Annotated in this window: 24 protein-coding genes; 17 read left to right on the forward strand and 7 right to left on the reverse strand. The window is 44.9% G+C overall.

From position 1 onward, the window contains the following. The first annotated feature begins 21 nt into the window (after nucleotides 1–21). From NO352_RS09335 to NO352_RS09355, 5 genes are all read left to right on the forward strand, one after another. Nucleotides 22–2,331 (forward strand): glycoside hydrolase family 3 protein, encoded by a 2,310-nt coding sequence (locus tag NO352_RS09335; RefSeq protein ID WP_289355450.1) that lies wholly within the window; start codon nucleotides 22–24, stop codon nucleotides 2,329–2,331. 134 nt (nucleotides 2,332–2,465) lie between these two features. Next, complete coding sequence (locus NO352_RS09340; RefSeq protein ID WP_289355451.1) at nucleotides 2,466–3,626, forward strand: DUF6348 family protein; 1,161 nt, start codon at nucleotides 2,466–2,468, stop codon at nucleotides 3,624–3,626. A 141-nt stretch (nucleotides 3,627–3,767) separates the two neighbouring features. Then, the gene (locus NO352_RS09345) at nucleotides 3,768–5,759 is read left to right on the forward strand and encodes an alpha/beta hydrolase family protein (protein WP_289355452.1); all 1,992 of its coding nucleotides are present in this window, start codon (nucleotides 3,768–3,770) and stop codon (nucleotides 5,757–5,759) included. 296 nt (nucleotides 5,760–6,055) lie between these two features. After that, complete coding sequence (locus tag NO352_RS09350) at nucleotides 6,056–6,496, forward strand: Lrp/AsnC family transcriptional regulator (protein WP_268600359.1); 441 nt, start codon at nucleotides 6,056–6,058, stop codon at nucleotides 6,494–6,496. Between the two features lie 11 nt (nucleotides 6,497–6,507). Next, nucleotides 6,508–7,134 (forward strand): LysE family translocator, encoded by a 627-nt coding sequence (locus NO352_RS09355; protein ID WP_289355453.1) that lies wholly within the window; start codon nucleotides 6,508–6,510, stop codon nucleotides 7,132–7,134. A 106-nt stretch (nucleotides 7,135–7,240) separates the two neighbouring features. On the opposite strand, the gene NO352_RS09360 is transcribed toward NO352_RS09355, so the two are convergent. Beyond that, nucleotides 7,241–8,146, reverse strand: coding sequence for a cation diffusion facilitator family transporter (locus NO352_RS09360; RefSeq protein WP_005549143.1), 906 nt, complete (start codon nucleotides 8,144–8,146; stop codon nucleotides 7,241–7,243). Between the two features lie 602 nt (nucleotides 8,147–8,748). On the opposite strand from NO352_RS09360, the gene NO352_RS09365 reads away from it, so the two are divergent. From NO352_RS09365 to NO352_RS09375, 3 genes are all read left to right on the forward strand, one after another. Next, entirely contained in the window at nucleotides 8,749–9,513 is a 765-nt protein-coding gene (locus tag NO352_RS09365; RefSeq protein ID WP_289355454.1) for an SDR family oxidoreductase, read from the forward strand. Between the two features lie 326 nt (nucleotides 9,514–9,839). Next, a complete protein-coding gene (locus tag NO352_RS09370) occupies nucleotides 9,840–11,327 on the forward strand; it encodes a monooxygenase (RefSeq protein WP_289355455.1) in 1,488 nt (495 codons plus the stop codon). 176 nt (nucleotides 11,328–11,503) lie between these two features. Continuing rightward, nucleotides 11,504–12,025, forward strand: a complete 522-nt coding sequence (locus NO352_RS09375) for a MarR family transcriptional regulator (protein ID WP_289355456.1) — start codon at nucleotides 11,504–11,506, stop codon at nucleotides 12,023–12,025. A 98-nt stretch (nucleotides 12,026–12,123) separates the two neighbouring features. Here NO352_RS09375 and NO352_RS09380 read toward each other — a convergent pair whose 3' ends face one another. Then, the gene (locus NO352_RS09380) at nucleotides 12,124–12,513 is read right to left on the reverse strand and encodes a DUF1259 domain-containing protein (protein WP_289355457.1); all 390 of its coding nucleotides are present in this window, start codon (nucleotides 12,511–12,513) and stop codon (nucleotides 12,124–12,126) included. Between the two features lie 393 nt (nucleotides 12,514–12,906). On the opposite strand from NO352_RS09380, the gene NO352_RS09385 reads away from it, so the two are divergent. Together NO352_RS09385 and NO352_RS09390 are read left to right on the forward strand one after the other, a co-directional pair. After that, nucleotides 12,907–13,131, forward strand: a complete 225-nt coding sequence (locus tag NO352_RS09385; RefSeq protein WP_289355458.1) for a hypothetical protein — start codon at nucleotides 12,907–12,909, stop codon at nucleotides 13,129–13,131. An 87-nt stretch (nucleotides 13,132–13,218) separates the two neighbouring features. Continuing rightward, a complete protein-coding gene (locus tag NO352_RS09390) occupies nucleotides 13,219–13,686 on the forward strand; it encodes a hypothetical protein (protein WP_289355459.1) in 468 nt (155 codons plus the stop codon). Nucleotides 13,687–13,772: 86 nt separating this feature from the next. On the opposite strand, the gene NO352_RS09395 is transcribed toward NO352_RS09390, so the two are convergent. Continuing rightward, on the reverse strand, nucleotides 13,773–14,114 hold the full coding sequence (locus NO352_RS09395) for a winged helix-turn-helix transcriptional regulator (RefSeq protein WP_171419233.1): 342 nt from the start codon (nucleotides 14,112–14,114) through the stop codon (nucleotides 13,773–13,775). A 158-nt stretch (nucleotides 14,115–14,272) separates the two neighbouring features. Here NO352_RS09395 and NO352_RS09400 point away from each other — a divergent pair, with 158 nt between their 5' ends. The 5 genes from NO352_RS09400 to NO352_RS09420 all read left to right on the forward strand — a co-directional run bounded on the left by NO352_RS09400 (nucleotide 14,273) and on the right by NO352_RS09420 (nucleotide 18,255). Next, a complete protein-coding gene (locus NO352_RS09400; protein WP_289355460.1) occupies nucleotides 14,273–14,839 on the forward strand; it encodes an NAD(P)H-dependent oxidoreductase in 567 nt (188 codons plus the stop codon). Then, a complete protein-coding gene (locus tag NO352_RS09405; RefSeq protein WP_289355461.1) occupies nucleotides 14,820–15,539 on the forward strand; it encodes an SDR family oxidoreductase in 720 nt (239 codons plus the stop codon). Before NO352_RS09400 ends, NO352_RS09405 begins: the two co-directional genes overlap by 20 nt. Nucleotides 15,540–15,834: 295 nt before the next feature. Then, nucleotides 15,835–16,731 (forward strand): RNA polymerase sigma factor RpoD, encoded by an 897-nt coding sequence (gene rpoD / locus NO352_RS09410; protein WP_005549130.1) that lies wholly within the window; start codon nucleotides 15,835–15,837, stop codon nucleotides 16,729–16,731. A gap of 229 nt (nucleotides 16,732–16,960) precedes the next feature. Next, nucleotides 16,961–17,542 carry an RNA polymerase sigma factor gene (locus NO352_RS09415; RefSeq protein WP_005549129.1) on the forward strand — a complete coding sequence of 194 codons (582 nt, stop codon included), beginning with the start codon at nucleotides 16,961–16,963 and terminating at the stop codon, nucleotides 17,540–17,542. A 152-nt stretch (nucleotides 17,543–17,694) separates the two neighbouring features. Then, nucleotides 17,695–18,255 (forward strand): GNAT family N-acetyltransferase, encoded by a 561-nt coding sequence (locus NO352_RS09420; protein WP_005549127.1) that lies wholly within the window; start codon nucleotides 17,695–17,697, stop codon nucleotides 18,253–18,255. A gap of 17 nt (nucleotides 18,256–18,272) precedes the next feature. Here NO352_RS09420 and NO352_RS09425 read toward each other — a convergent pair whose 3' ends face one another. Beyond that, nucleotides 18,273–18,977 (reverse strand): MerR family DNA-binding transcriptional regulator, encoded by a 705-nt coding sequence (locus NO352_RS09425; protein WP_005549126.1) that lies wholly within the window; start codon nucleotides 18,975–18,977, stop codon nucleotides 18,273–18,275. Between the two features lie 218 nt (nucleotides 18,978–19,195). Here NO352_RS09425 and uvrA point away from each other — a divergent pair, with 218 nt between their 5' ends. After that, complete coding sequence (uvrA, locus tag NO352_RS09430; protein ID WP_268600367.1) at nucleotides 19,196–21,640, forward strand: excinuclease ABC subunit UvrA; 2,445 nt, start codon at nucleotides 19,196–19,198, stop codon at nucleotides 21,638–21,640. Between the two features lie 178 nt (nucleotides 21,641–21,818). Here uvrA and NO352_RS09435 read toward each other — a convergent pair whose 3' ends face one another. Continuing rightward, nucleotides 21,819–22,595, reverse strand: a complete 777-nt coding sequence (locus tag NO352_RS09435) for a hypothetical protein (protein ID WP_289355462.1) — start codon at nucleotides 22,593–22,595, stop codon at nucleotides 21,819–21,821. 637 nt (nucleotides 22,596–23,232) lie between these two features. Between NO352_RS09435 and NO352_RS09440 the strand changes: the two genes are divergently transcribed. Beyond that, complete coding sequence (locus NO352_RS09440) at nucleotides 23,233–23,844, forward strand: YqaA family protein (protein WP_289355463.1); 612 nt, start codon at nucleotides 23,233–23,235, stop codon at nucleotides 23,842–23,844. A gap of 109 nt (nucleotides 23,845–23,953) precedes the next feature. On the opposite strand, the gene NO352_RS09445 is transcribed toward NO352_RS09440, so the two are convergent. Both NO352_RS09445 and NO352_RS09450 read right to left on the reverse strand, forming a co-directional pair. Continuing rightward, nucleotides 23,954–24,541 (reverse strand): DUF421 domain-containing protein, encoded by a 588-nt coding sequence (locus NO352_RS09445; protein ID WP_005549116.1) that lies wholly within the window; start codon nucleotides 24,539–24,541, stop codon nucleotides 23,954–23,956. Between the two features lie 121 nt (nucleotides 24,542–24,662). After that, complete coding sequence (locus NO352_RS09450) at nucleotides 24,663–24,878, reverse strand: cysteine-rich CWC family protein (protein WP_306416477.1); 216 nt, start codon at nucleotides 24,876–24,878, stop codon at nucleotides 24,663–24,665. Nucleotides 24,879–25,240 lie beyond the last annotated feature (362 nt).

Consider the following 25,240-nt stretch of genomic DNA (forward strand, 5'->3'; position numbering starts at 1 on the left):
GATAGGAGAGGAATCGGATACATGAAAGATATAGAAACAATGGCTCATCAACATGGAAATGCTATTTCATATATTCAGAACGACGGCGGCCCAAAGCTCGGATATTGCATGCATTCGGGCGTAACGATTTTGGAACAAGACGGATACTTTTTCAAGGATTTGAACAAAGATGGCAAGCTTGACAAGTATGAAGACTGGCGCCTGTCTCCGGAGGAGCGGGCGCGGGATCTTGCTTCCAAGATGACGATTGAGCAAATCGCGGGATTGATGCTATACAGCAGGCACCAATCCGTTCCGGCAGCGAGCGGCAGATGGTTCGCCAGCACATACGGCGGGAAATCGTATGAAGATAGCGGAGCGAAGCCTTGGGAATTGACGGACGAGCAAATGAAATTTCTCTCGGAGGATCATTTGCGCCATATTCTCGTGACGAATGTGGAAACTCCGGAAGTGGCTGCCCGGTGGAGCAATTTGGTTCAAGCTTTCGCAGAAAGCACGGGGCTCGGCATTCCGGCGAACAACAGCTCGGATCCGCGGCACAGCTCGGACTCCAGCTCCGAATTCAATGCTGGAGCAGGCGGGGCAATCTCCATGTGGCCGGAGCCTCTCGGGCTGGCGGCAACGTTCGACCCGGCATTGACGCGCAAGTTCGGCGAAATCGCGGCTAAGGAATATCGGGCGCTGGGGCTGACGACCGCCTTGTCCCCGCAAATTGACATCGCTACCGACCCGCGCTGGTTCCGCTTCAACGGTACGTTCGGTGAGGATACCCGATTGGCGACGGACATGGCGCGTGCTTATATTGACGGGTTCCAAACCTCGTCGGGTGAATCAGAGCTTGCGGACGGTTGGGGTTATGACAGTGTCAATGCGATGGTAAAGCATTGGCCGGGCGGCGGTTCGGGCGAAGGCGGACGGGACGCTCATTACGGCTGCGGAAAGTACGCGGTATATCCGGGAAATAACTTTGCGGAACACATTAAGCCTTTCTCTGAAGGCGCATTTCGATTGCATGGCCGTACAGGCAAGGCTTCAGCCGTGATGCCGTATTACACGATCTCCGTTAACCAGGATACCGTGAACGGGGAGAATGTCGGCAACTCGTACAGCTCGCACCTGATTCGAGATCTGCTTCGCGAACGATACGGCTATGACGGCGTCGTCTGCACCGATTGGCTGATTACGGCCGACGAATCGGGAGGCAAGGATACCTTCCTGTCGGGCAAACCATGGGGGGTGGAGGAGCTGTCCGTTGCGGAGCGCCATTATAAGCTGATCATGGCAGGCGTCGATCAATTTGGCGGCAACAACGAAATCGAACCTGTACTGGAAGCGTATCGAATGGGTGTTGCGGAGCATGGTGAAACGTATATGCGAAACCGCTTCGAGCAATCAGCCGTGCGCCTCTTGAAGAACATCTTCCGTCTCGGCCTGTTCGAAAATCCATACTTGGATGTGGAAGAAAGTGCGCATATCGTCGGGAACCCGAGCTATATGCAGGCCGGTTATGAAGCGCAACTGAAATCGATCGTCATGCTGAAGAATAAGCAGCAAATCCTTCCTCTGCCGCGTCAAAGCACGGTTTATATTCCAAAACGGCATATGCCGGCAGGGAAGGATTGGTTTGGCAATCCAACGCCGGAGACGGTTGAGTATCCCGTGAATATGGAGGTTGTTGCTAAATACTTCAAGGTAACGGATAACCCGGATGAAGCCGATTTTGGCCTTGTCTTTATGAGCAGTCCGAAGTCGGGAACCGGTTATAGTCAAGAAGATGTGGACAACGGCGGGAATGGATATGTCCCTATCAGTTTGCAGTACAAGCCGTACACCGCTGAACATGCTCGCAAACAAAGCCTTGCAGGGGATGCGCGCCCAGATGAGGTTCTGAACCGAACTTATCTAGGGAAAACCGTGACAACGCATAACGAATCAGATTTGGATGCCGTTATGGACACGGCAGAGAAAATGAAGGGGAAGCCCGTCATAGTCTCGCTTTCATTATCTACGCCTATGATCGTGGGAGAGTTCGAATCACATGTCGATGGAATCATCGCCCATTTCGGCGTCCAGGATCAAGCCATTCTCGATATATTGACGGGAACTGCTGAACCTTCTGGACGATTGCCGATGCAAATGCCGGCAAACATGGCGACCGTCGAATCGCAATTCGAGGATGTGGCGCATGACATGGAGTGTCATGTTGATACGGAGAACAATGTCTATGATTTTGGATACGGCTTGAACTGGAGCGGACTTGTTGAAGATGAACGTACGCGAACCTACAAGAAGAAGCAGTCTACAATAGTTTTTAGCACCAGTTCACTATAAACGGCAAGAGAGGAGACAGTGTCAGCGATGATGCTGTCTTTTTTTCGTATTTATCTTGCCTTCGTCAAAATATAGTATTCTTTTTTATGGTATTGTAAGACATAGTAGCAGGCATTACAGAGAGGAGCGGCAACATGACTCGCGAACAAGAACAAACAATGGATTGGGAAGACGAAAAGATTGATGACCCTGCGCATTTTTTGCTTCATCATGGGATGAGAGGAATCTTTGAGGCAGAGGAAATGGTAGAGGGGGACTGCATCGTTATCCCAGAATGGGAGCTTACGATACGCCCGCATGTGGCGAAGTGGACGGATCAGACTGTTATGCTTCAATTTCAAGTAAGCTCGCCTAAGTGGGATCGTGATATATATGAAACGACGGCTGGTATCGGCAGCAGCTTGAAAAATGCATTTGGTACGGCGATAGGCGGCTTTGCCTTTTCCTTTATGGAGGGAATCGCCTCCATGGAGCAGGATCGAAATCCCGAGACGCTGCATTCGACATACGGAGACACGGTGCATCACTGGAAGGCTTATAAGAGCAATATCGTCGGTTTGGGAGAGTCGTCGCCTGAAATGGAAGAGTCCCCATACTGGGAAACGCTTAAGGACGAAATCGCCAAGCGGATCGGTGATCAAAAGCTTTGCTATATCAAAATTTATGCCGCGAAGCACGAGGACGACATTACCGGCGAGTGTCGCATTAATGATATTCCGAGCCCCGAGCTAGGACAAATCGTAGCGGAGATCGCAAGCAAGTGGCAGGTGGAAGGTTTTGCATCACAAAAGCAGTTTATTTTCTTGTTGCAGTCGGAGGAAACATATACACCGTATCCTTATTCTCCCGAGCATGTTGCGGAGGCGACGCATACAGCGGTTCGCCTCTTTATGGAGTGCGATACGCAGGAGAAGTACGATAATTTCACAGATATATTAGTCGAGCGATTGCAGGATAGCGATTTAGCTCAGGAGTTATACTCCTTTTTACCTGAAATCTGTGCAGAGCATGCCTTCGATATGCTTAGTTATAACGAAGAATTGCTTTTGTACAGGGGAGAGGAGTCTTTCAATGTATACCGGACTCAATTTGCCAGCTATTCGATGATTTCAAATGCATTGTTTGAAGGCTTTCGAACGGGAGAATTTGATGATGACGTATATAAGCAATACATAAGTGTCAGCTCTATTTACAACGTGATTTGCCAAGCGAGGGAGCAGGGAGCGGATTTGGTGAAGGACGGCGGCGTTTTGACGCTTTCCTACGGAATGTCGGAGCAGTATCGCTTTAGATGAGGAAGTGAGAGGTGTACGAATTTCGACATTACAAAAAATGTAACGTGGAAGGAAGAGGTAGGCGAGACTAGGTCCTAATGTACTTGTCTTTTACAGGAAAGGAATGCCATACTGTGTATATCAATCATGGGAGGTGTGTCAATGGAGCGTCGCGTGATTACAGCAAAAGATTTGTACCGGTTCGTATGGTTATCTGATCCGGCCGTCAATCCAGTAGACGGGACGATTGCTTATGTAGCGAAACAGGTGAATGAAGAAAAGAGCGGTTATCGATCGCGCATACATATTACGACAGCTGACGGGACGAAAAGCAAGGTATTTACACATGGAGAACAAGACAACGCTCCTATCTGGTCGCCTGACGGTCAAAAGCTGGCCTTTCTTCGCAAGAAGGGGAAGTACCAGCAAATCTGGCTAATGGCAGCTGACGGCGGCGAAGCGGAAGCTCTCACAGACACAGAGTTTGGTGTAAGCGCATTCCTGTGGTCGCCTGACGGTTCCCGCTTGTTGTATACCACGAGCACCAATCAAGCAGAGATTGAAAAAGTGAACGCGCAGGGAGACTGTGAGAATAAGCCTGGCAAGCAGGCAATCGTTGTCGATCGGTTAAAATGCAAGGCGGACGGCAAAGGATTGCTGGACAGCAAGCGTTCGCATTTGCACGTGCTTGATCTTCAATCTGGCTCGACCGTCCCCTTAACTTCTGGAGATTATGATATCCATGATTTTGCATGGTCACCAGATGGGGTTCATGCTGCTTTTTCAGCGAATCGCATCGAGGAAGATAGGGTCGACCAAGATCTGGTCTTCACGCAAGATATCTACATCGTGAATTGCAAAGACGGAGTATGTCGTCGTGTGACAAACTCTGGTCTTGTGATTGGAAATATTGCCTTCTCACCAGATGGGCAAACGATTGCTTTCCTAGGACATAACCGCCAATATGAGAACGCAACATTAATTCTTCTGTATACCGTGCCTGTTACAGGCGGAACAGCAGAATGTATGCATCCTGACCTGGATCTATATCTCGATAATGCAGCCGTGACCGATATGAAAGCTCTTGGTTCTTCGGCTCCTGTCTTTACACCAGACGGCTCATCTATTTATTCGCTCGTATCGGCGGAGGGCAGTGTCCAACTCGCGCGCTTCTCCTTGAATGGAGACTATGAAATTCTGAGCTCTGGTGATCGTGAGATTACTCAATTTACGGTGGCACAGGACGGGAAGCAAATTGTCTTTATCTCAGCCGATCCGCTGCAGCCAGGTAATTTGTGCACGATGGATATGTCCACAGGGCGAGAGCAGCGCTTAGTAGCCCCGAATGACAGCTTTCTAGCTGAGTTGAATCTGAGCCAGCCGGAATCGTTCTGGTTCCAGACGTCTGACGGCTGGAAGGTGCAAGCTTGGATTATGAAGCCGCCAGGCATGTCTGCAGGCGACAAGGTACCGACAATTGTTGAAATTCATGGCGGCCCGCATACGATGTACGCGCACTCCTTCATGCATGAGTTCCAACTGCTTGCCGCCCAAGGTTATGCGGTTCTCTATTCGAATCCGCGCGGCAGCCACGGCTATGGCCAGAAATTTGTTGATGCTTGTCGCGGGGATTACGGCGGGAAGGATTACGAGGATATTATGGAGACGCTAGATCAGGCGATTGCCCGCTACGACTTCATAGATAAAGATCGGCTTGGCGTTACGGGCGGCAGCTATGGCGGCTTCATGACGAACTGGGTTGTTGGCCATACGAACCGCTTCAAGGGAGCTGTCACACAGCGTTCGATCTCGAACTGGTTCTCGTTCTATGGTGTCAGCGATATCGGATACTTCTTTACCGAGGATCAGATCTGTGCACAGCCATGGGAAGATCCGGAGAAGTTGTGGAAGCATTCACCGCTCGCATATGTAGACAAAGTGCAGACGCCGCTCCTTATTTTGCACGGAGAGCAAGATCTGCGCTGTCCGATCGAGCAGGCTGAGCAGCTATATGTGGCCTTGAAGCGCCTAGGCAAGACCACACAGTTGGTGCGATTCCCAGATGCGAATCATGATTTATCGCGCAACGGCCATCCAGAGCTCCGTGTAGAGCGGCTGAACCGAATTGTTGGCTGGATGAAGCAATATGTGTAGGGTCAACGAACAAGATTCCCTCTTGCAATAATAAAATCGATTAAGAAATGGATAAGAACAGATTGGAAAGGGGGAGCTTTCCATCTGTTCTTTTTTATATGATGAGATGAAGGCGATCGATTTTTTCAACTTAAATGTTAAGTCTCATTGCGAAATGAAACCTATATAAATTAACTAATTTAATTTTATAAACACATGTAACTTAAAATTTACGTATTTTATGTCATTTCATTTAAATATACCGATTAGTCACTATAATAAAATTAATCATTTTAAGAAGAAGGGTCAGTGGAGGAATGGATACAATTGATCGCTCAATTTTGAATGCGTTAAAAGAAAACGGCAGAACGACTGCTTCAGAAATTAGTAAAAGAGTGAATCTCTCAATTCCCGCTGTAACAGAACGAATAAGGAAATTGGAAGAAGCAAATATCATAGAAGCTTATACGATCAAAATCAGTCGTGAGAAGATGGGCTGCAACTTACTTTCCTTTATTTTTGTTACCATTGACCAGTCCAAGCATATCGAGGATTTCAGGAAAGCAATAGTCGCATGTAAATCTGTACTTGAATGTCATCATGTTGCGGGCCAATACGATTATTTATTGAAGGTGATCGTTGCAGATACGCAGGAATTGGAACATTTTATATCTCATACGCTGAAAAATATGATCGGTGTTCATAGCAGTAATACGATTATTTCCCTATCTTCTTTGAAAGAAAATATTAATCTATAGGAGATCGTACGATGTTAAAGAAGGGGTTTTTCTTTGGTATGACACTGCAGTTCGCTGTAGGACCGGTATGTATTTTTATCTTTCAAACAGCTTCGTTCCAGGGATTTCTAACTGCTGAGACCGCAGTGCTAGCTACTGTATTCATTGATCTTATCTTTATGTTAGCCGCCATTTTTGGTGTGGCAGCAGTAATAAAGTGCAAACGAATCAAAATGGGATTGAACCTATTTGGAGCTATCGTCTTGTGCCTATTTGGGATGAGCTTTGTTGCGAACGCGCTGGAAACTAATGATTATTACAGTATAGGCGATAGGGTTCATTCTCGTACAACTAGCGTCTTTTTGCCTGCTGTCCTATTGGTCGCTTCAAACCCGCTCAGCATCGTTTTTTGGGCCGATGTATTTTCGACAAGGGTGCTTGAAGATGAGTTGAAGAAGATGGAGGTTTATGTATTTAGTTTGGGTGCTTTATGTTCTACACTTTTCTTTTTAACTATGGTTGCATGCATCGGAGCCTGGATTGGCAGCTTTGTGACACCTGCAATTATGCGAAGCATGAATATAATAGCTGGAATGTTATTAATCGGTCTTGGAGCTGAGTCTCTATTGAAGGTGTGGAACGTGAGGAAATCAATCTAATTTGGAGGATTGTCCTGGATTGACTGCCTCCTCATGTACTGTCCCTCATTCTGAATGATGAACACAAAGACAGGGCAGTCCCCGGTGAGGGAGCTGCCCAATCTATTTATTGCTGAGCGAGTCTATCTCTCCGTTCATGCTCAGGCTCAATATGAATCAATACTTCTGCACGCTCGAAGGAGCTCTGAATGGTATGTTCGATCTCATCACATAGATGATGCGCGGTGGCGATATCCATGCCAGAGGGTACCACGAGGTGAAAGTCTACGTATTCGACCGGGCCGGAGCGTCTTGTACGAAAATCATGAAATTCTATATACTTCTCCTTATGAAGGAGTATCAGCTGCTGAAGCTGCTGTTCTTCCTCTTCGGACAATCTAGCATCGAGCAGGGGAGGAAAGGATTCCTTCATAAGTGTAAATGCTTCCTTCATAATGTACATCGCAAGAAATATCCCGATAATCGGATCTAAGATTGTCCATCCCGTCAATGTAACAAGAAGCAAGCTTGCCCCTACGCCTAGCGATGTATATACGTCCGTGAGCAAATGCAGGGCATTAGACTTCATCGCTACCGAATGAAGCTCATCCGCCGTTTTGCGCACCTTTTTCGCAACAATAAAATTAATGGTCGCTCCAACAAACATGACAGCGATCCCCAAGTATGGCATTTCAATTTCCGCAGGCTGCATGATTTTATGGGCACATTCGTAAATAATCCAAATACCGGCTGCAAATATGAGCAGGGTTTCGATTGTTCCTGAAATATTCTCAACTTTCCCATGTCCATAGGGATGGTTGCGATCCGCAGAACGACTCGATATGCGTACAGAGAAACATGCAATAACTGATGCTGCTAAATCTAAAAATGAATGTATCGCTTCAGAAATAATCGCGATAGATCCCGTTAAGATTCCTACGATCAGCTTTAATATTACGACAGTCGTGTTGCTGAGCACAGACAGAAATGCAACTTTTTGACCGTTCAATATCATCACCCTTACTATTGTCATCGTTTGCTAATTCCAACATAGCAGATGAAAATCGTGTGGGTCTACAGAAACCTTTTTTCGTGTTTGCAGGTAAATAGTGCATGTTGAAAAAAGTTGATGGAATGCAAAAAAACTGAATAATCCCATCTTATACCATAATATTCTGTGTTGTGCGAAGATTGTGTGCTATTAAATGGATATCTGATCCAGCTTGTTAAGGAGGCAACCAGTATGTCTAACTTGATATCAAACGGCTCTCCTATTATGGGGATACCTGTCCCAAAAATAACAATGAAGGGTTTTCAAACCAGATAACCTGAAATGGCTGCATCGGCTCATAAACCAGCCATCGAGATAGAGAAGGCAATTGATTTTGCAGCCGATTTGCCGTTAAAGCCGTCTTCTACAAAGAAAATAAAGGATGAGCAGACCTAGCTAAATGGGTTGAAGGGAAGGAAGAAAAGCACTTTGGAGTTTGTAACTATTGCGAGCCTCCATACGAAATGGTAAAGGGAAGGACAGTATTCCCTTTTTGTGATACCTGTGTGGATATGGGAGAGCAACATTTCGAATATCGCCTTGTGCTATAACATAATGGATCATATACACAAGGAGATGAGCTTATGAGCAAATTACAAGGGAAAGTCGCAGTCGTAACAGGTGCAAGCAGGGGGATCGGACGAGCCATTGCGCTGCGTCTTGCACAGGAGGGCGCTTTAGTCGCTGTACATTATGGGAGAAGACAAGAGCAAGCAGAAGAAGTGGTTCGGCAAATCCAACAATATGGAGGAGCTGCGTTCAAGGTAGGCGCTGATGTAAGTAATGTTAGCGGGATCAATCAACTTTATGAAGTTTTGGATGAGACGATTCGAGAATATACGGGGGATCCTCGATTTGATATTTTGGTGAATAACGCTGGAATTGGGCAAATTCTGTCCATTGAGGACGCAACGGAAGAGACATTTGATGAAGTGATGAGCGTCAATGTGAAAGGGCCATTTTTTGTTATTCAACAGGCGCTGCCTCGCCTAAACGATTATGGACGAATTATTAATCTCTCTTCATTTGTGACACGCGCGGCCTCCCCGAGCGTGTTCGCTTACAGTATGACCAAGGGGGCAATTAATACACTTACTATCGCCTTAGCTAAGCAATTAGGGTCGCGTCATATTACAGTAAATGCAATTCTTCCCGGTATCATAAATACGGAGATGAATGCCAGGACTTTGGGAAATTCTCATGGACAGAAGTTGGCTGCCGGATTATCCACCTTTAACAGATGGGGAGAACCCGAGGATATAGCAGATATTTCCGCCTTTTTGGCCTCGACCGACAGCCGCTGGATAACCGGACAGTTGATTGATGCAAGCGGGGGATCACATTTGTAACAAATGTAACAATTATAGGGAGAAGGCCAGCCTTCTCCTTTTTGTTTTGTTGAATATCAACTTTCTTTATCTATTTATGCGATTTGCCGTTTATTTAAAATTTGATCTTGTAATGTGTGAGTGATAGGATTATGATGTAATTGTTTCGTATGTAACAATTACATGACCACTTTTTGTACTCTCTTTAGATAACATTGTTTGATTATAGAAAGGAGGATTAGCGGAGTATGTGGTGAACTTATTTACAATCATATTGTTACATATGTAACAAAAATAGGTTGATGGATGTATTTTCAGTTCACATTATGCCCAAAGGAGTTGATAACATGGATTATCAAGCTATAATCGTCGGAGCGGGGCCTGTTGGATTGATGCTGGCCTCTGAGCTTGCCTTGTTTGGCGTGTCCGTTTGCATTGTTGAACGCTTGCCTCAGCCGGGAACATTTTCAAAAGCATTCAACCTGCATCCTCGTTCCTTGGAGATACTGGGAATGAGAGGACTTCTGAAAAGATTTATGGATGAAGGGCAAATCATACCGAGTGGTCATTTCTCTGCCTTGGAAACAAGACTGGACTTTTCAGTGTTGGATACAGGCTCGAATCATATGTTATTGATTCCACAGAGGACAACCGAACGATTACTGGAAGAGCACATTCGCAGTCTGAATGTTCCAATTTACAGAGGAATGGAAGTCGTGGCGGTTCGCCAAAATGATGAAATAGCCGAAATCGTTGCTGTAGGTACAGAGGGTATGCTTTTACTCCAATCGCAATATGTTATTGGTACGGATGGCGCTGGCAGTATTGTTCGCAAGCAAGCGGGAATTCCGTTCGAAGGCACGGATAGCAATATCACGGCTGCCTTAGGCGATGTAACGCTTTCGAATCCACCTAGTGACAACCTATTATTCGTATTCAATCAACGCGGAAACGCATACATTATACCTTTGCCGGAGGACAAGTATCGAATTGTTGTTGTCGATCCGATGTGCACGCAGACACCTAAGGAAAAGCCTGTGTCCCTAATGGAATTAAGCACTAGTCTGCAGCAGATATGCGGCACGGATTATGGCATATCCGATCCGATATGGATGTCGCGCTTCGGCAATGCCACACGAATCGCGAAATATTATCGAAACGGCCGCATTTTACTGGCTGGCGATGCAGCGCATATCCATTTCCCGTCAGGCGGCCAAGGCCTAAATGTTGGTTTGCAGGAAGCTATGAACCTTGGTTGGAAACTGGCGGGTGAGATTCAGGGCTGGGCTCCAGCATGTCTGCTTGACAGCTATCATAGCGAGCGGCATCCGGTGGCAGAACAATTACTGCATAACACAGAGGTACAGACAAAATTAATTGACTTCAGCCCCGCTGGCTTAGAGCTTAGAAAAATGATGGCCGATCTGCTGAAATTCCCTGACGCTAATCGATACTTATCAGAACGGATATCTGCAATCGGTGTAAATTACGAACCAGACTCACAGCTGCCTATCCATCCTCTTCATGGGAAGAGACTTCCTGATTTAGACATCTTGTTAGCAAACGGGGAGGCCACATCCTTATACTCACTTCTTCATGCTGGTAGTTATGTATGCCTCTTGCTGGAAGATCACACAGATGAGTCTGCACATTGTGGCGCTTCCGCTCCATTCCAGATGATACATGCCACCATTGCTGAGCAGCGCTCTGAATGGGCCGATGTCCATGCAGCTCTGATACGTCCTGACGGACATGTCGCATGGGCATTAAGCAAGCAACAGCCAGATCTCCCTTCACTTTTGCAAAAAGCTATACATCGGTGGTGCGCACGATAAATTCTTCAATTGACCGAAGGCTGCGCATACATGATAAACAGTATCTATCGCTATAAATTTGGTTCGATTATAGTAGGATGCTATCAGCTCCCGATTCAGGAATGCCTATGTCTCCTGCTACTCCGCTGATGCAAGATCGGGTATAATAAAAGAATTAATTCAAGCGGAGGATAGGCATGGATCAGGTAAATTCTGCTTACAGTAAGCATGCATTTTACGAATTATTTATTGATCTCATTCATCAACAAGAGCAGCACGAATTTATGATTCAAAAGCATATTGCTAAAGTGCTAAATAAGCTGGGGGATGAGTTTGATCAAGAACTTCAGTTGAATATTACAGAACTTCATGTGATATCCTGCATTGGGGAGCATGAACCGATCAATGTCACATCACTGGCCGAACGATTACGGATCTCCAAAGCGACGGTGTCACGAATTTGCTCCAAATTGTTGTCGAATGACATCATACGCAGAACCCAACTGAGCGATAACAAAAAAGAAGTTTATTTTCGTTTGAATCCAAAAGGGAAGCGATTGAACGTACTGCATGATCGAGCGCATAAAGAACTGGAGCAGCGATTTTCGGACATTCTGGATCAATATAACGAAGAAGAGCTTCTCATCGTACAAAGGCTGTTCCAAGATATATTGAACAATTGGCTGTATATCCATGAGACTTTGGAATCTAAAGACTAGCTTGTTTATTATGCGCCCAGTCCATACTCGAACGGGCTGGGCGTAATCTCACACATGGATTTGTACGTATCAAGCGGGAAGAAGTTTATTAAAGCTAATTAGTTGGAATCATCCAGTGCTTTTCTGACTTTTCTAGCGAAGATTAGCGGTTTTTCTACCGCTTCAATATTGACATAAATCAAACGCGGACGTTCAAACAGCCATTCATTGTGAACAGAAGAGACGAGTATGCCCTGTTTGCGAATAGCAGATAGAAAACGATTGGTTTCGTTTTGCAAAAGAGCGATTCTTCCTAAGCATAAGGCTTTGCCTGTTATAGTATTTTTTGATTCAAACGAGAAAGAAGAGGTTACACGGAATCTTTTCCCCAAAATGAAAGTCCGTAGGTGCTTTCGAGTTATTGTTGCCACGCACTTTCCGCCGGCGAATCCAGATTGTCCACCGATGATCAGTGCGAATCTCTTGCATAGGCGTTCATCATTGCTCATGTTAGACTGATCCCCCTTCCGAGAACATTCCCATGAAATCCCCATTACGTTAATTCAATACACGAATTGAAAACCGAAAAAGAAGTTGGTGGATGCATGCTAAGCATTCTATAGTCAACATAATTTATGTGTTATGGACTTCACTTGACTAGGCGCTTCCCTAATGTGATGTAAAAGTCCTGACATTGAAGTCCGCTGTTGAGGCGATGTACACATGATGAACACATTGGATTTCTATAATAGCCTTTGTAAACCTGATTACAGGAGGCTATTGCCATGAACAAAGGTATAACAATATTATTTATAGGTGCGATGGTTACGATGTCTGTACTAACGAGTTAAGCATACTCTCATGAGCTGAAGACACCACTCGGTATTGTAAAAGGGTTCACGGTGGGATTGCAGGACAATGTCGCACTAGAGAAACGAGATCGCTACTACCAGCATATTTTGTCTGAAGTGGATAAGATGAATGCCCCGATCATGGATATGATGGAACTGTCCAGATATGAAGCGAGGGCGATTGAACTTAAGCGAGGCTCTTATTCCATCAATGAGCAAGTACGAGGGTTGTTGAGGCGTTCGATGTACAAGCGGGCAGGAAACACTGCAACATAGCTTGGACTGCGCAAGAAGATTTTCGTGTATCGGCTGATGCAAGAGTTGTGTTTTATTTTTCATTAAATGAATCAGAGGGTGACAATATTGAACCTTGTTAAATTAAGCGGACTCATCTTATGCTGTGCAGCTATTCTAGCAGCTTCAGCGTGCGGAAAAAATGGAGAAATAAGCTCTAACGCAAAAAAACAGCCAGCTCCACCAGCGCAAACGCAGACTGAGCTTGAGGAGCCCATCTTAGTCGTTGTGGATCAGACGAAATATCCAGGCCAGCCAGAGCGGCATTTTTATTTCCAAGTCGAGCAAATCCCTAAAGGTTATTCTTTAGCCGAATTGAGATGGAAGTCAGATAAGACAACTGTTATCAATACAACAGAGCAAGCGATCGAACATGGCGGCAATGGAGAAGACGGGTTTTATATTAGTGGAAATGGCCAATTTTCCGGATTTATTTATGATGAAAAACGAAAGGGAGAGACTGGGGAAGTTACATTCGTATTCCGCAATGATTCAGGCAAGGAACGTACGTGGACCAAGAAGCTGACGTTACAATAATCAACACTCATCGTTCTGTAAGTTGAGAAAATCGATTAGCCGGAGAGGGGAGGGACACCACCCCTTGCTCCGGCTTCTTTATCTTGTTATAGCTGTAATCCGAATCGCTTTAGTTCGATGAAAATTCCTTCTAAGAGCTTGCCTTTGTCAGTAAGCGTATACTCGACCCGCGGAGGGACTTCGGGGTATACGTTCCTATCCACTATGCCGTGATCCTCTAGTTCCTTTAACCGCAGCGATAGTGTTTTCGGGCTGATTCCATCCATTGCTCTTAATAAATCGCTAAATCGCATTGTGCCTTCTATCAACAAATCCCGGATGATCAAAAATGTCCATTTTGTCCCAATCACATCGAGTGTTTTTGCTATCGGACAAGTTTGTCCGGGCGTTCCTTTGGTCAACGTAATAGAATCAGATGAACCAGTCATAACGAATCCTCCTAAAAATATGACGATTTAGTCCCATCATATCACAATACTTCATTTACGGAAATAATGTGAATAAAATATCAGTACTTCCCTAAATGAATTAATGGAACATATAATGAGTTTGCAGCCAATACATCAAAATCAAGGAGCTGAATCCGATGAAAAATATTCTGATTATTAACGGTCATCAGCAATACCGTTCTGCGGAGGGAAAGCTGAACAACACATTAGTGGAGAACATGATTCGAGTGCTGAGTCCGTACAACAATGTCAAGACAACAGTCATTCAAAACGGTTACCACGCAGAAGAAGAACAGCAGAAATTTTTGTGGGCCGATGTAGTGATTTATCAGACACCCATCTATTGGTTCAGTGTGCCGGGACTGCTTAAAACGTATATGGACGAGGTCTATGCATACGGAACATTCTTCACTGGCGCGGATCAATACGGAACTGGGGGGTTGCTGACAGATAAAACATATATGCTCTCCACAACCTGGAATGCTCCGGCATCTGCATTTGAGGATGAGACTCAATTTTTCGAAGGGAACAGCTTGGACGAGGCGCTGCAGCACCTGCACCGGATACACAAATTTTTAGGTATGAAGCCGTTAAAAAGCTTTTCTTGCTACGATGTAGTCAAAAATCCAAACATCAAACAATATATTGCCAATCTTGAACAGCACTTGAAGGAGGCACTTACAAATGAACCAGTTGCAAAATAAAAAGATCGTAATTATCGGTGGCAGCTCCGGGATCGGACTTGAATCTGCAAAACAAGCGATTGCGCATGGAGCCGAAGTAGTCATTGCGAGCCGCTCTATGAACAAGTTGCAGCTTGCCAAGGAACAGCTTGGGACGAAAGCAGAGACACATCAACTTGACCTGACGATTGAACATGAGGTAGAGGCTTTCTTCCAGCATGTCGATGCATTCGATCATCTTGTCGTAAGTGCGGCCGAGACTTCTGGCGGCTCCTTCCTGAAGTCGGATACCAATCAAGCGAGACAATTGTTCGAGAATAAGTTTTGGGGACAATATCATGCTGTAAAGTATGGCGCGTCTAAGCTCTCAACGAACGGCTCGATCGTTTTGTTTTCTGGAGTTGTAGCCTATAAGGCTATGATTGGTTCGTCTATTCTTGGCGCAGTCAATGCGGCCGTATCCAACTTAGGCAAGACGCTGGCATTGGAACTTGCTCCAATAAGGGTGAACGTCGTATCGCCAGGCATCATTGACACTCCTTCCCGCAGCAAGATGCCGGAAGAAGCGCGCCAGCAGTTGTATGAGACAATTGCAGAGAAGCTTCCTGTACAACGCATAGGCAGTACTGAGGATGTCGCTCAAAGCGTGCTCTATTTACTTACGAATTCGTTCGTGACCGGAACGGTCATTCATACGGATGGTGGGCATTCGCTAACGTAATTTTTTCGACTGTATGTCGTTTTCATGCACATGAAGTAAACAGAAAGATAGGCTAGAAAACATAATAACCCCCAGCTGTTATGCTGGGGGTTTAATTGTATGTATATCGCTGTAAATAATAGGTATTGATAAATGATTAGGTATATGATACTATAGTGTGTGCTCTTATTTCTTACAGATCTAATTAAAATAAATCATATCATAGACCTTTTTCTTTGTCAAATATGAGTAATCCACGCATATTCCGTAAACTTAACGGTTCGATACGTACGCATATTTTTAGGGGGGCGACAGATTGACTAACGAAGAACGCAATGAGCAAACTCATTCAGATGCAGATATTGATTTACTACCTCCAGGAGTCAAAATAGATGACTCTGTGCGGATGTATCTTAAAGGGATTGGCCGAGTTGGTCTTCTCAGCACGGAAGAAGAAGTAGATTTGGCAAAACGCATTGCTGAAGGCGATGAAGAAGCGAAGAAGATGCTGACAGAGGCTAACCTTCGCTTAGTCGTTAGTATTGCGAGACGCTACGCAGGACGAGGCATGTCACTCCTTGATCTTATTCAAGAAGGGAACATGGGTCTAATTAAAGCTGTTGATAAATTCGATTATACAAAAGGCTTTAAGTTCAGTACCTATGCAACGTGGTGGATTCGTCAAGCCATTACGCGCGCGATTGCCGATCAAGCGAGAACGATACGTATTCCTGTACACATGATCGAGACCATTAATAAGCTTGTTCGTGTTTCCAGACAATTGGTGCAGGAGCTTGGCCGTGAACCAGAGGTAGAGGAGATCGCCAAGGAAATGGAATTAAGTGTTGAAAAGGTTCGCGAGATTATGAAAATTTCGCAGGATCCAATCTCACTGGAAACACCGATCGGTGAAGAACACGATACGAAGCTGGGCGATTTTATCGAGGATCAGGATGCGCAGTCTCCTGTTGAATCGGCAGCATATGAGTCGCTAAAGACCCAATTAGGGGACGTGCTTGATACACTAACCGAGAGAGAAGAGAATGTCCTTCGACTTCGCTTCGGTCTTGATGATGGACGTACCCGTACATTGGAAGAGGTAGGTCAAGTGTTCGGTGTTACACGTGAAAGAATTCGCCAAATCGAAGCCAAGGCTCTTCGAAAATTAAGACATCCGAGCCGCAGCAAGCGTTTGAAGGACTACATCGAATAACATTATCATATGTAAACGATCAAAGCCGCGTTACTCTAATCCGTTAGAGCGCGGCTTTTTTTGTATTTCTTAATAAAATATTCAGATTTACAGCGGAAAATCATTCATTGTTAATTTCATCTTCATATTATCTTCATATCTTTTTGATATCGTATTCGTGAAAGAAAACTCCCTAATCAAAAAAATGAAATTAACAACTTAGTCGGGGATAAGGATATGCGGAGGAATCATGGGATACAGCCTAGATCAAGTTCAAAAACAACTGCTTGCCGGAGATGAAGGCATATATATTCAATTATACAATGACTATCGAGGAGTGCTGCTGCAGCATGCCTATCGCTTTGTTCGCAATCAACAAGATGCAGAAGATGTGGTTCAAGAAGCGTACATTCGCATCATACGGAATTTGCATCGGTACAACTTTTCCTGCAAAATCATTACTTGGATGCAGATGATTGTGCGTAATTTATGCATTGATCTTATTCGACAACGCAAACGCAAGCCGACGAGCCACTTTGTCGAGTACATTGCTTACGACAATCAGGACCATCCCACACTGGAATCTCTACAGGATCAACATAACGGACCTGAGCAGCAAGTACTGGAGCAAGAAAATCAGAAACAGGTCTTGAACATGATGAACGGCCTGCCGGAGGCGTATCGGGACGTATTTCAGCTCCGTTACCTATCAGAGTATTCGCTTGCGGAAATATCTAGCGTGCTATCACTTGAAATCAATACGGTGAAGTCAAGATTGTTCCGTGGAAAGAAATACTTGCGGAAGCAATATGATTGCACCATCTGTTCCTAACGAAAGAAATTTTAGCATGAAAGTATTTTTGTTGATCACGATTGATTGGACTAGCGTACAATAAGAGGTGACAGCTCGTACATCATTTCACGGTCAAAAATGATATAGTGAGATTGGTGAAGGGCTGCCACTAATCATTTGGAGGTTCTTATATGATACGCAAAGCAATTCCAGAAGATAGTAAAAGCATTATTCCACTAATGATGGAGGCGATAGGCACTATTGCCTATGAGCTGTCAGGTACAACGAACATAGAGGATACAATTGAGATTTTGGAGCAATATTACTTACAGTCCGGCAATCGCTTGAGCTGGGAAAATTGCATTGTCTGGGAACAGGATCAAGTTCCTGTTGGGTATGGACTAGCCTATCCAGGCTATAAGCTTGTAGAATTGGATCGTCCGCTGGAAGCGCGCTTGAGCGCAATGCAAGGCAAGCCTGTACAGCTCGTTAAGGAAACAGAAGGGGAAGAGTATTATTTGGATTCCTTAGCTGTTCATGCTTCCCAGCGAGGTATGGGCGTTGGAACCAAATTAATGAAGGCGTTTGAGGAGGAAGCAGTGCAGCTTGGATTCCATACAACTTCATTGATTGTTAACGTCGATAACACCCGAGCAAAGCAACTGTATGAAACACAAGGTTACGCAGCAGACGGCATCATTATTTCCATTGCTGGTGAAGATTATGAGCATATGGTGAAAAAGGTTAAGTAACGACCCTCGTCAAAAAATTACATTAGCTTCAGCACCTTGCACAGCTTTACAAGCTCATGAACGCCAAGAAATTGTTGTTGATTTCGTTCATGAATGCTGCGGATGGCTTTTTCCGTCACTCTTTTGGCATGTTCAACACGATGATGGTCAAGAGCCTGTACAATTTCTTTCATACTTTTGAGAAAATAAATCGTACTGCGCAAGGTGCGTAGCAGCAATATTTTACGAAGGTGAAGCGGGCTGAACATCCGATATCCATTCTCAGGGTTGCGGTCTGGCGTAATGAGCCCTTCCTTTTCCCAATGGCGGATCGCAGAGGCAGCGACACCCGTATATGCAGCAGCTTCACCAATCGTCATATGTTCCTTTATCGCTTTGCTGGTCACTGAGGGCAGCTCAATCTGTTCCAGTATTGTTAGTGTTTGATCGGCAGCTTCCTTCTCTTGGTGCAGCTTGGCCTGCTCGCGGTTTACGAGCCAAAATGCATCATTTATTTCCTCTTTCTGAATATGCCTCAGAACATCACAAGTCAATCCGACACCAAACCCCGGAAACATCGTGCGCAGACAGCGAAAATAAGCCAAATGAGCATCTGTGTACAGCCGATATCCATTGTCGTCGCGAGCTGGGGAGGGAACAACGCCCCATGATTCATAATGCCTCAGCGCACTCGTACTAATTTGAAGCATCCTGGCTATGTCAATAGGTTTGTAGTGCTTCATCGCACACCCTCCACTTATCATTTCGCTTCCACTTTATCAGAACGTCTCCGTATGAAGCAAATCTTATAGTAAAACCTTAAAGCACCATGCTAAGGTTTCGTATCCCTCATATTGATATATTCACATGAATTATGAACTGCTTTAGCACTTGCATGAATGTTGTAAAGTGGATGATGTAACACGCATTTCACCATCATTATCAATATGGAGGGTGCTGTATGAAAGAAGTTATCCACATTCGAGGAGCTAGAGAGAACAACCTGAAAAATGTATCATTGGATGTTCCTAAGCATCAACTGATTGTTGTTACAGGTCCATCCGGGTCAGGAAAATCAACACTTGCCATGGATATCCTTCAGCGTGAATGCCAACGGCAGTATATAGAGTCCAGCGGAATATCGTCCGAGTCCATTTCCAAGCCCAATGTAGACTCTATTAACGGTTTATCACCATCTATTTCCATACAGCAGCATGTAACGAACCGCAATCCTCGTTCAACAGTAGGTACGGTTACCGATATGTATACGTATTTGCGCATCATATACGAGAAGAAAGGTATCAGACGCTGTATGGCGTGCGGCGAGGAATTCCCCGCAGGCAATAATTCAGGAGAACAGGGAGTTACGATCTATTGCCCCGTTTGTTCACATCCCCATGCCCCTTTGACGAAGGCGAATTTTTCCTTCAATACGCCCTATGGGGCCTGTTCTTCATGCAGTGGATTGGGCTCGGTTGTCGATATCCAAGTGGATGCTGTATTTAATACGGCTAAAACGATCCGAGAAGGTGCTGTGAACATCTGGCATGATTCACTAGCTGAATACCAGGCCGGTATTATTGAAGCAGCAGGAAGGCATTACGGGTTGGATATGACCAAGCCTCTGGATACATTCAGTCCTGTTCAATGGGAACTGTTAAAACATGGAGTGGAGAGTGAAGCATTCGCTCGTCAATTTCCACAGATCGAGGCGCCTAAGCATGTAACAAAAGGCAGGTTCAAGGGCGTGCTCACCTCCATGTGGCAAAAATATAAAGAGAAGGAAGGGCAGTCAAGTGAAGCTGCCTATTTTCAGGCACAGACCTGTCCAGATTGCAATGGTGATCGGCTTAAGCTGGAGAGCCGACTGGTTACGATTGAAGGACGCACCTTACCCAGCTTGGCCCGGTGCACGCTTGATGAACTGTATAAGTGGCTGAAATCCGTACATGCAAAATCACAGCTAGAAGCGGATGTAATTCTTGATGCTGCGCTCCATGAGCTCATTGTGAAGGTAGAACGAGTCATCCTCGTAGGACTCGGATACTTGTCGCTGGATAGACAGACCGTATCTCTGTCTGGCGGAGAAACTCAGCGTCTGCGGCTTGCCTCAATACTCGGTTCAGGACTTACCGGCGTATTGTATATCCTTGACGAGCCTACTACGGGTCTTCACCCAAAGGATACCGACGGATTAATTCAAGTAATGAAGGAGCTCCGGGACATAGGAAATACAGTGCTTATGATTGAGCACGATACAAGGGTCATGCAGGAGGCGGATCATATCATCGATATCGGACCAGGGGCAGGCCGATTCGGCGGGGAAATCGTAGGGCAAGGGACTCTCCGGGAGATTATGGAACAGCCATCCTCTGTAACCGGCAAATATTTAAGAGAACAATCGACGTTAAAATCCAAAGGTCGAGCTGGCATTGGTGATGTGATTACGGTTCATGACGCCGAACTTCATAATTTGAAGCAGGTAACCGCATCATTCCCGCTCGGAATGTTGATTGCAGTGTCTGGAGCTTCCGGCTCCGGCAAGTCAACCTTAGTCTTTGACCTATTGGCGAATGCCGGTGGGGAACACTCTCACATTACAGGCTGCCGTGCAATTACTGGCTTGAATAAAATCAATCATATTGTAACGGTTGATCAGTCGCCCATCTCTCGAATGCAGCGGTCAAATGTCGCGACCTACACGGATTTGTATACGCTGCTGCGCAAGGTATTTGCTTCACTTCCTGAGGCCAAAAGGCTAGGGTTAAGTGACAAGCATTTTTCCTTCAATTCGCCAGGTGGGCGATGCGAGCGCTGTGAGGGATTGGGTGAAGTTGAAGTTGATATGCATTTCCTCCCGCATTTGCGCGTGGAATGTCCGGTATGCAATGGTAAGAGATTTCATAATGAGGTCCTGTCTGTAACATTCAAAAACTACACCATATCCGATATCCTAGAGCTAAGTATCGAGGAAAGCCTGTCACTGTTCACCGAACAAAAGAAGATATCTCAACTGCTAAAGCTGCTGTGCGAAGTAGGGATTGGATATCTTCAGTGGGGGCAGTCTGTCACAACGCTTTCCGGCGGTGAAGGACAGCGTTTAAGGCTAGCTCGCGAGTTAAGCACGCCAACAAGCGGCCATTCGTTATATTTATTGGACGAACCATCAACCGGCTTGCACCCAATTGATGTACAGAAGCTGTATATCCTGTTGGATAAGCTTGTTGAGGCGGGAAATACAGTTATTATGGTCGAACACAATACGGATCTTATTGCGGCAGCGGATTGGGTGATTGACATGGGGCCAGGTGGGGGAGATTCTGGAGGTCAAATCGTAGCGGCCGGTACACCAGAACAAATCGCTCGCTCTAAAGCGTCTTGTACAGGGGTCTTTTTATCGAAATAACTGTGCTTGAGTCATGTCTTATACGCATACATGCAATTGAATTGGACACGAAAAAGCCGGTCGGATCCATGATTCGATCTGACCGGCTTTTTTCAGAACCGTTGCAAAGTATGCTTTGCTATCACCTTGTATCGCAGCTTCTATACCTGCTCATGTCAGCAGGCTAAGCACAACCGACTTATTTCTTTACAGCCGTTTCTGCAAACTTGATCAAATCTTCTTTTGTGAGCGGGTTGCCCGGATTGGTTGTGATGCTATAAAGATGATCCTGATCTGACCAAATCAGCTTATTTCGAACCAGGCCAGGGATCTTCTTGCCTTGTTCGGCATCAACTTCAGTTGATTTCATGTACCGGTATCCGCTGCTGGCCGTATTTCTACCAAGTTTGTGCACGACTTGCATTTCTAAATTGTCTTTTCCATTTGCAAATGTAAGATTGATTTCGCCCATTTCGTTCCATTCGAATTTTTTGTAATATACGCTTTTTCCTTGAGCTTCCGCTTCCGCTTTCACTTCTTGTTGAAACTCTTTAAGATTCTTTGCAATCGGGGGTTGGATGTTTCCGTTCTCAAATTTATAACCTTCAGGCAAACCTTCAGGCTTTTGAAGCACAGGACCCTGTAGTTTGGATGCCTGTTTTAAATAATCATCATAATTTGTGAATTTGAACATGTCCAGGTAATACAAGAATGCAGATCCGCCATTGAGACTTGGATCGCTTACGTACAAGAGGTACGTATCTCCTGTATTCTCACCATTATTTCCCCTTACTTTTTGGGAGAGTTCTGCTTTTGCCGCTTCAACAGCTTCCTTACCAACCGCCGGCGTTTTCGTTTCCATTTCCTGTGCGGAGTTATTGGTTGTTTGGATTGCAAATGCCTCTGTCATATTTGCGGTGCCAAACAGCATCGCGATACCCGTTGCGACAACGGCTGCCTTCTTTGCGTATTTCATGTGAATATGACTCCTCTCATTTCTGCATGTTTTTGATGTGAAGACTGGATTCTATCTTTTGGGATCCCTTTGTAACCAGCTTCAATGATATAAACACAGCCCAGGAAAATTTGGTTCACTCTTTTTGAACTATTTTTAAGAAAAAATATAAATTAGTTATATAATTTGCAAAAGTAAAGCGCTAAGGAAGTCCACACGTACTATAAGGCCGCTCACGTCCACTGAGCGGTCTTCGTCATTTTTTTCCAAAACTCTTGTGTGGCATGTTAAAATAGAAATAAACATATAAACGTAATAGAGATTATCGTCTACGCAACCGCTTCATGTGAGGAATACGATAAGTGAAAACCAATTGCAGAAAAGAGAGCTTTATTGTTTATTACTTGAAACGATTAGCTCTTTTGCCTCGTACTAATAAGTGATAGTAAGTATCAGTGCAATTCATGGGATACCGCTGACTGCTTGAAGGGATCAGGCAACATAAGATCGTCTATTCCGGAGAAGGGGTTACATCTTGCTTGCTGCTTCTGTAATGATTGCCAACATTACAAAGTGTAATCACTCATAGCCTGAGATCGGGTACAATGAGTACGTAGAATCAACGTATAGAAGAATTTTTTCCGGATAGGAGTAGGTTATGTTTCAAAATATCATTGATTTTCTAATGAACTACGGAGTGTGGGGGCTTGTCATTCACTCATTCGCAGATGCAGTTATTTTTCCGATACCAGCCTTCTTCTTGCAAGTGCCGTTAAGCTTGCTCGATCCGTCCAATGCATTATGGCTTGCGACTGCAGGGTATGTTGCTTGTCTATTAGGGACGCCTGTAGGTTACTTGATTGGTAAGGTATTAGGCCACTCCGTGCTCGAAAAGATCCTTAAAAAATCATGGATTGACGGCGCAAACCAAATGTTCAAAAAAAATGGGGAAGCCGCCATTCTAATTGGATCGTTTACACCTATCCCGTTCAAAGTATTCACGATATTGTCCGGCTGCATGAATTTTCCGCTTTGGCGCTTAATCGGGTATGCGGCTCTTGGGAGAGCAGTAAAGTTTTATGCGGTGGGTCTGTTATTTTATCTATACGGAAGATCCGCTGAGGGAATGGTTCAGCACGTCTCGCTGTATATCTTCCTGATTGCTGTTCCCATTTTGGCTATCTACTTGATTATTCGCAAGCGGAGAAGAAACAAAGCTGCAGCGGAAGCAGAACATACGGAATCCAACACAACCTCAATCAGCGAATAAGAATCGTTAAGAAGGTCGACCCTTGGGGTCGGCCTTTTGTTTTCGTTCAATAACTTAAAGCAGAGCCGGCCCGAGTGATCTCAAATAAGGGGTATGCAATCAAATAGCATCAATCCAAATCAGGAGAAATCTTTTTCCGGTGTCCCTCCTGTTTGACCTCGTCGAACAGGTTTTCTATCTCTTTAGACTGTTTGGGAATTGGCTTATCCCAAGACTTTAGCAGTTTTTCCAATTCACCGATCGTTACCGGCTTTGCATGGCGCATCAATTCAAACCCGATATGTCCGCTCATCTCGATCGTAGCTGTTTTTACTTCAGTTAGGGAAGTAATCCCCTTCGTTCTTAATTTCGCCTCTAGCTGATCCACAGTTAAGCGCAGCTTTTTTAAATTCGCCTCTAAAATGGCTCCATTTTCGATTACAACTGTAGATCGCCCCATAACCAATTTTTCGACCCAATCAAACTTAATCGCAAGACGCTGCAAGGTAACCAGAAGTCCTACATAAATACATAGGGTAATCAATGTTTTAAAAAGCCCATAAGCGGATACGGCATGACCAATCATAGAAGCCATTGCGAGCAAAGTGATGATTTCCACACCCGTCATTTCGCCAACTGTTTTCTTGCCTAGAATTCGAAGCAGGGCATATCCAACGCTTAATACGATCAATGCTTCCCAAGTGAATTTCCAATCCATAAGTAGGCACCCCCGGCTCCTTTTCATATCTGAATTGGAGCGTAATTCATGGATTTACTGAACCTGATAGGGGTAGTATGCTTACTTGTTCAGAATTTACTCGAATGTAGCTTATAACAGCTTAATTTCCTTCAGACTGAAGAAACTGTTGAACGCAGCGCTTACATACGCAGGCTTTTCTGCGTAATTCTGACGGAATTTTCTCCAGTAGTGCTTTAGGTACGGATATATTCATGCACCAGCATTCCTGGGGCGGTCTGCCTGCCTGGTATGCGCATTGATTATCATTGCCGCAAAGGGGACATATTTTAGGATTTATTTCTGTAGTCATCCTCATACACCTGCTTTTTGTGAGTATAGTTGCAGATCACGCTCGCTCTGAAATAATCATAGCCCATGAAAGGATATTTACAAATACGAATTATCACATCGGGCCGCATCGTTTTATTTTTCCGGAGTCGTTCTACAACCGAAATATAATCGCGAATGACGTTTTAGATGATAGCGAAAACTGTTTTCCACTTTCAAGCGTCTAATAGAAATGAAGAGTTTGCAAAGCTCCTTGAGTTATACAGCAGAGCAGTATCATCTCAAGCTGTCGAACAGTTGTCGACGGCTTCTTTGTTTACCGAACGTTAGCACGCGAATGGTATCGCTTCATTTTCTTCACTGCCATAACGAAATGCCTGCTCCTATACA

The organism is Paenibacillus sp. S-12 (assembly GCF_030363895.1).
GTDB classification, from domain to species: Bacteria; Bacillota; Bacilli; order Paenibacillales; family Paenibacillaceae; genus Paenibacillus_B; species Paenibacillus_B alvei.

Coding starts and splice junctions, on each gene's coding strand:
- NO352_RS09335 (WP_289355450.1), top strand. CDS start 22: ATGAAAGATATAGAAACAATGGCTCATCAACATGGAAATGCTATTTCA.
- NO352_RS09340 (WP_289355451.1), top strand. CDS start 2,466: ATGACTCGCGAACAAGAACAAACAATGGATTGGGAAGACGAAAAGATT.
- NO352_RS09345 (WP_289355452.1), top strand. CDS start 3,768: ATGGAGCGTCGCGTGATTACAGCAAAAGATTTGTACCGGTTCGTATGG.
- NO352_RS09350 (WP_268600359.1), top strand. CDS start 6,056: ATGGATACAATTGATCGCTCAATTTTGAATGCGTTAAAAGAAAACGGC.
- NO352_RS09355 (WP_289355453.1), top strand. CDS start 6,508: ATGTTAAAGAAGGGGTTTTTCTTTGGTATGACACTGCAGTTCGCTGTA.
- NO352_RS09360 (WP_005549143.1), bottom strand. CDS start 8,146: ATGACAATAGTAAGGGTGATGATATTGAACGGTCAAAAAGTTGCATTT.
- NO352_RS09365 (WP_289355454.1), top strand. CDS start 8,749: ATGAGCAAATTACAAGGGAAAGTCGCAGTCGTAACAGGTGCAAGCAGG.
- NO352_RS09370 (WP_289355455.1), top strand. CDS start 9,840: ATGGATTATCAAGCTATAATCGTCGGAGCGGGGCCTGTTGGATTGATG.
- NO352_RS09375 (WP_289355456.1), top strand. CDS start 11,504: ATGGATCAGGTAAATTCTGCTTACAGTAAGCATGCATTTTACGAATTA.
- NO352_RS09380 (WP_289355457.1), bottom strand. CDS start 12,513: ATGAGCAATGATGAACGCCTATGCAAGAGATTCGCACTGATCATCGGT.
- NO352_RS09395 (WP_171419233.1), bottom strand. CDS start 14,114: ATGACTGGTTCATCTGATTCTATTACGTTGACCAAAGGAACGCCCGGA.
- NO352_RS09400 (WP_289355460.1), top strand. CDS start 14,273: ATGAAAAATATTCTGATTATTAACGGTCATCAGCAATACCGTTCTGCG.
- NO352_RS09405 (WP_289355461.1), top strand. CDS start 14,820: ATGAACCAGTTGCAAAATAAAAAGATCGTAATTATCGGTGGCAGCTCC.
- NO352_RS09415 (WP_005549129.1), top strand. CDS start 16,961: ATGGGATACAGCCTAGATCAAGTTCAAAAACAACTGCTTGCCGGAGAT.
- NO352_RS09420 (WP_005549127.1), top strand. CDS start 17,695: ATGATACGCAAAGCAATTCCAGAAGATAGTAAAAGCATTATTCCACTA.
- NO352_RS09425 (WP_005549126.1), bottom strand. CDS start 18,977: ATGAAGCACTACAAACCTATTGACATAGCCAGGATGCTTCAAATTAGT.
- uvrA (WP_268600367.1), top strand. CDS start 19,196: ATGAAAGAAGTTATCCACATTCGAGGAGCTAGAGAGAACAACCTGAAA.
- NO352_RS09435 (WP_289355462.1), bottom strand. CDS start 22,595: ATGAAATACGCAAAGAAGGCAGCCGTTGTCGCAACGGGTATCGCGATG.
- NO352_RS09440 (WP_289355463.1), top strand. CDS start 23,233: ATGTTTCAAAATATCATTGATTTTCTAATGAACTACGGAGTGTGGGGG.
- NO352_RS09445 (WP_005549116.1), bottom strand. CDS start 24,541: ATGGATTGGAAATTCACTTGGGAAGCATTGATCGTATTAAGCGTTGGA.
- NO352_RS09450 (WP_306416477.1), bottom strand. CDS start 24,878: ATGAGGATGACTACAGAAATAAATCCTAAAATATGTCCCCTTTGCGGC.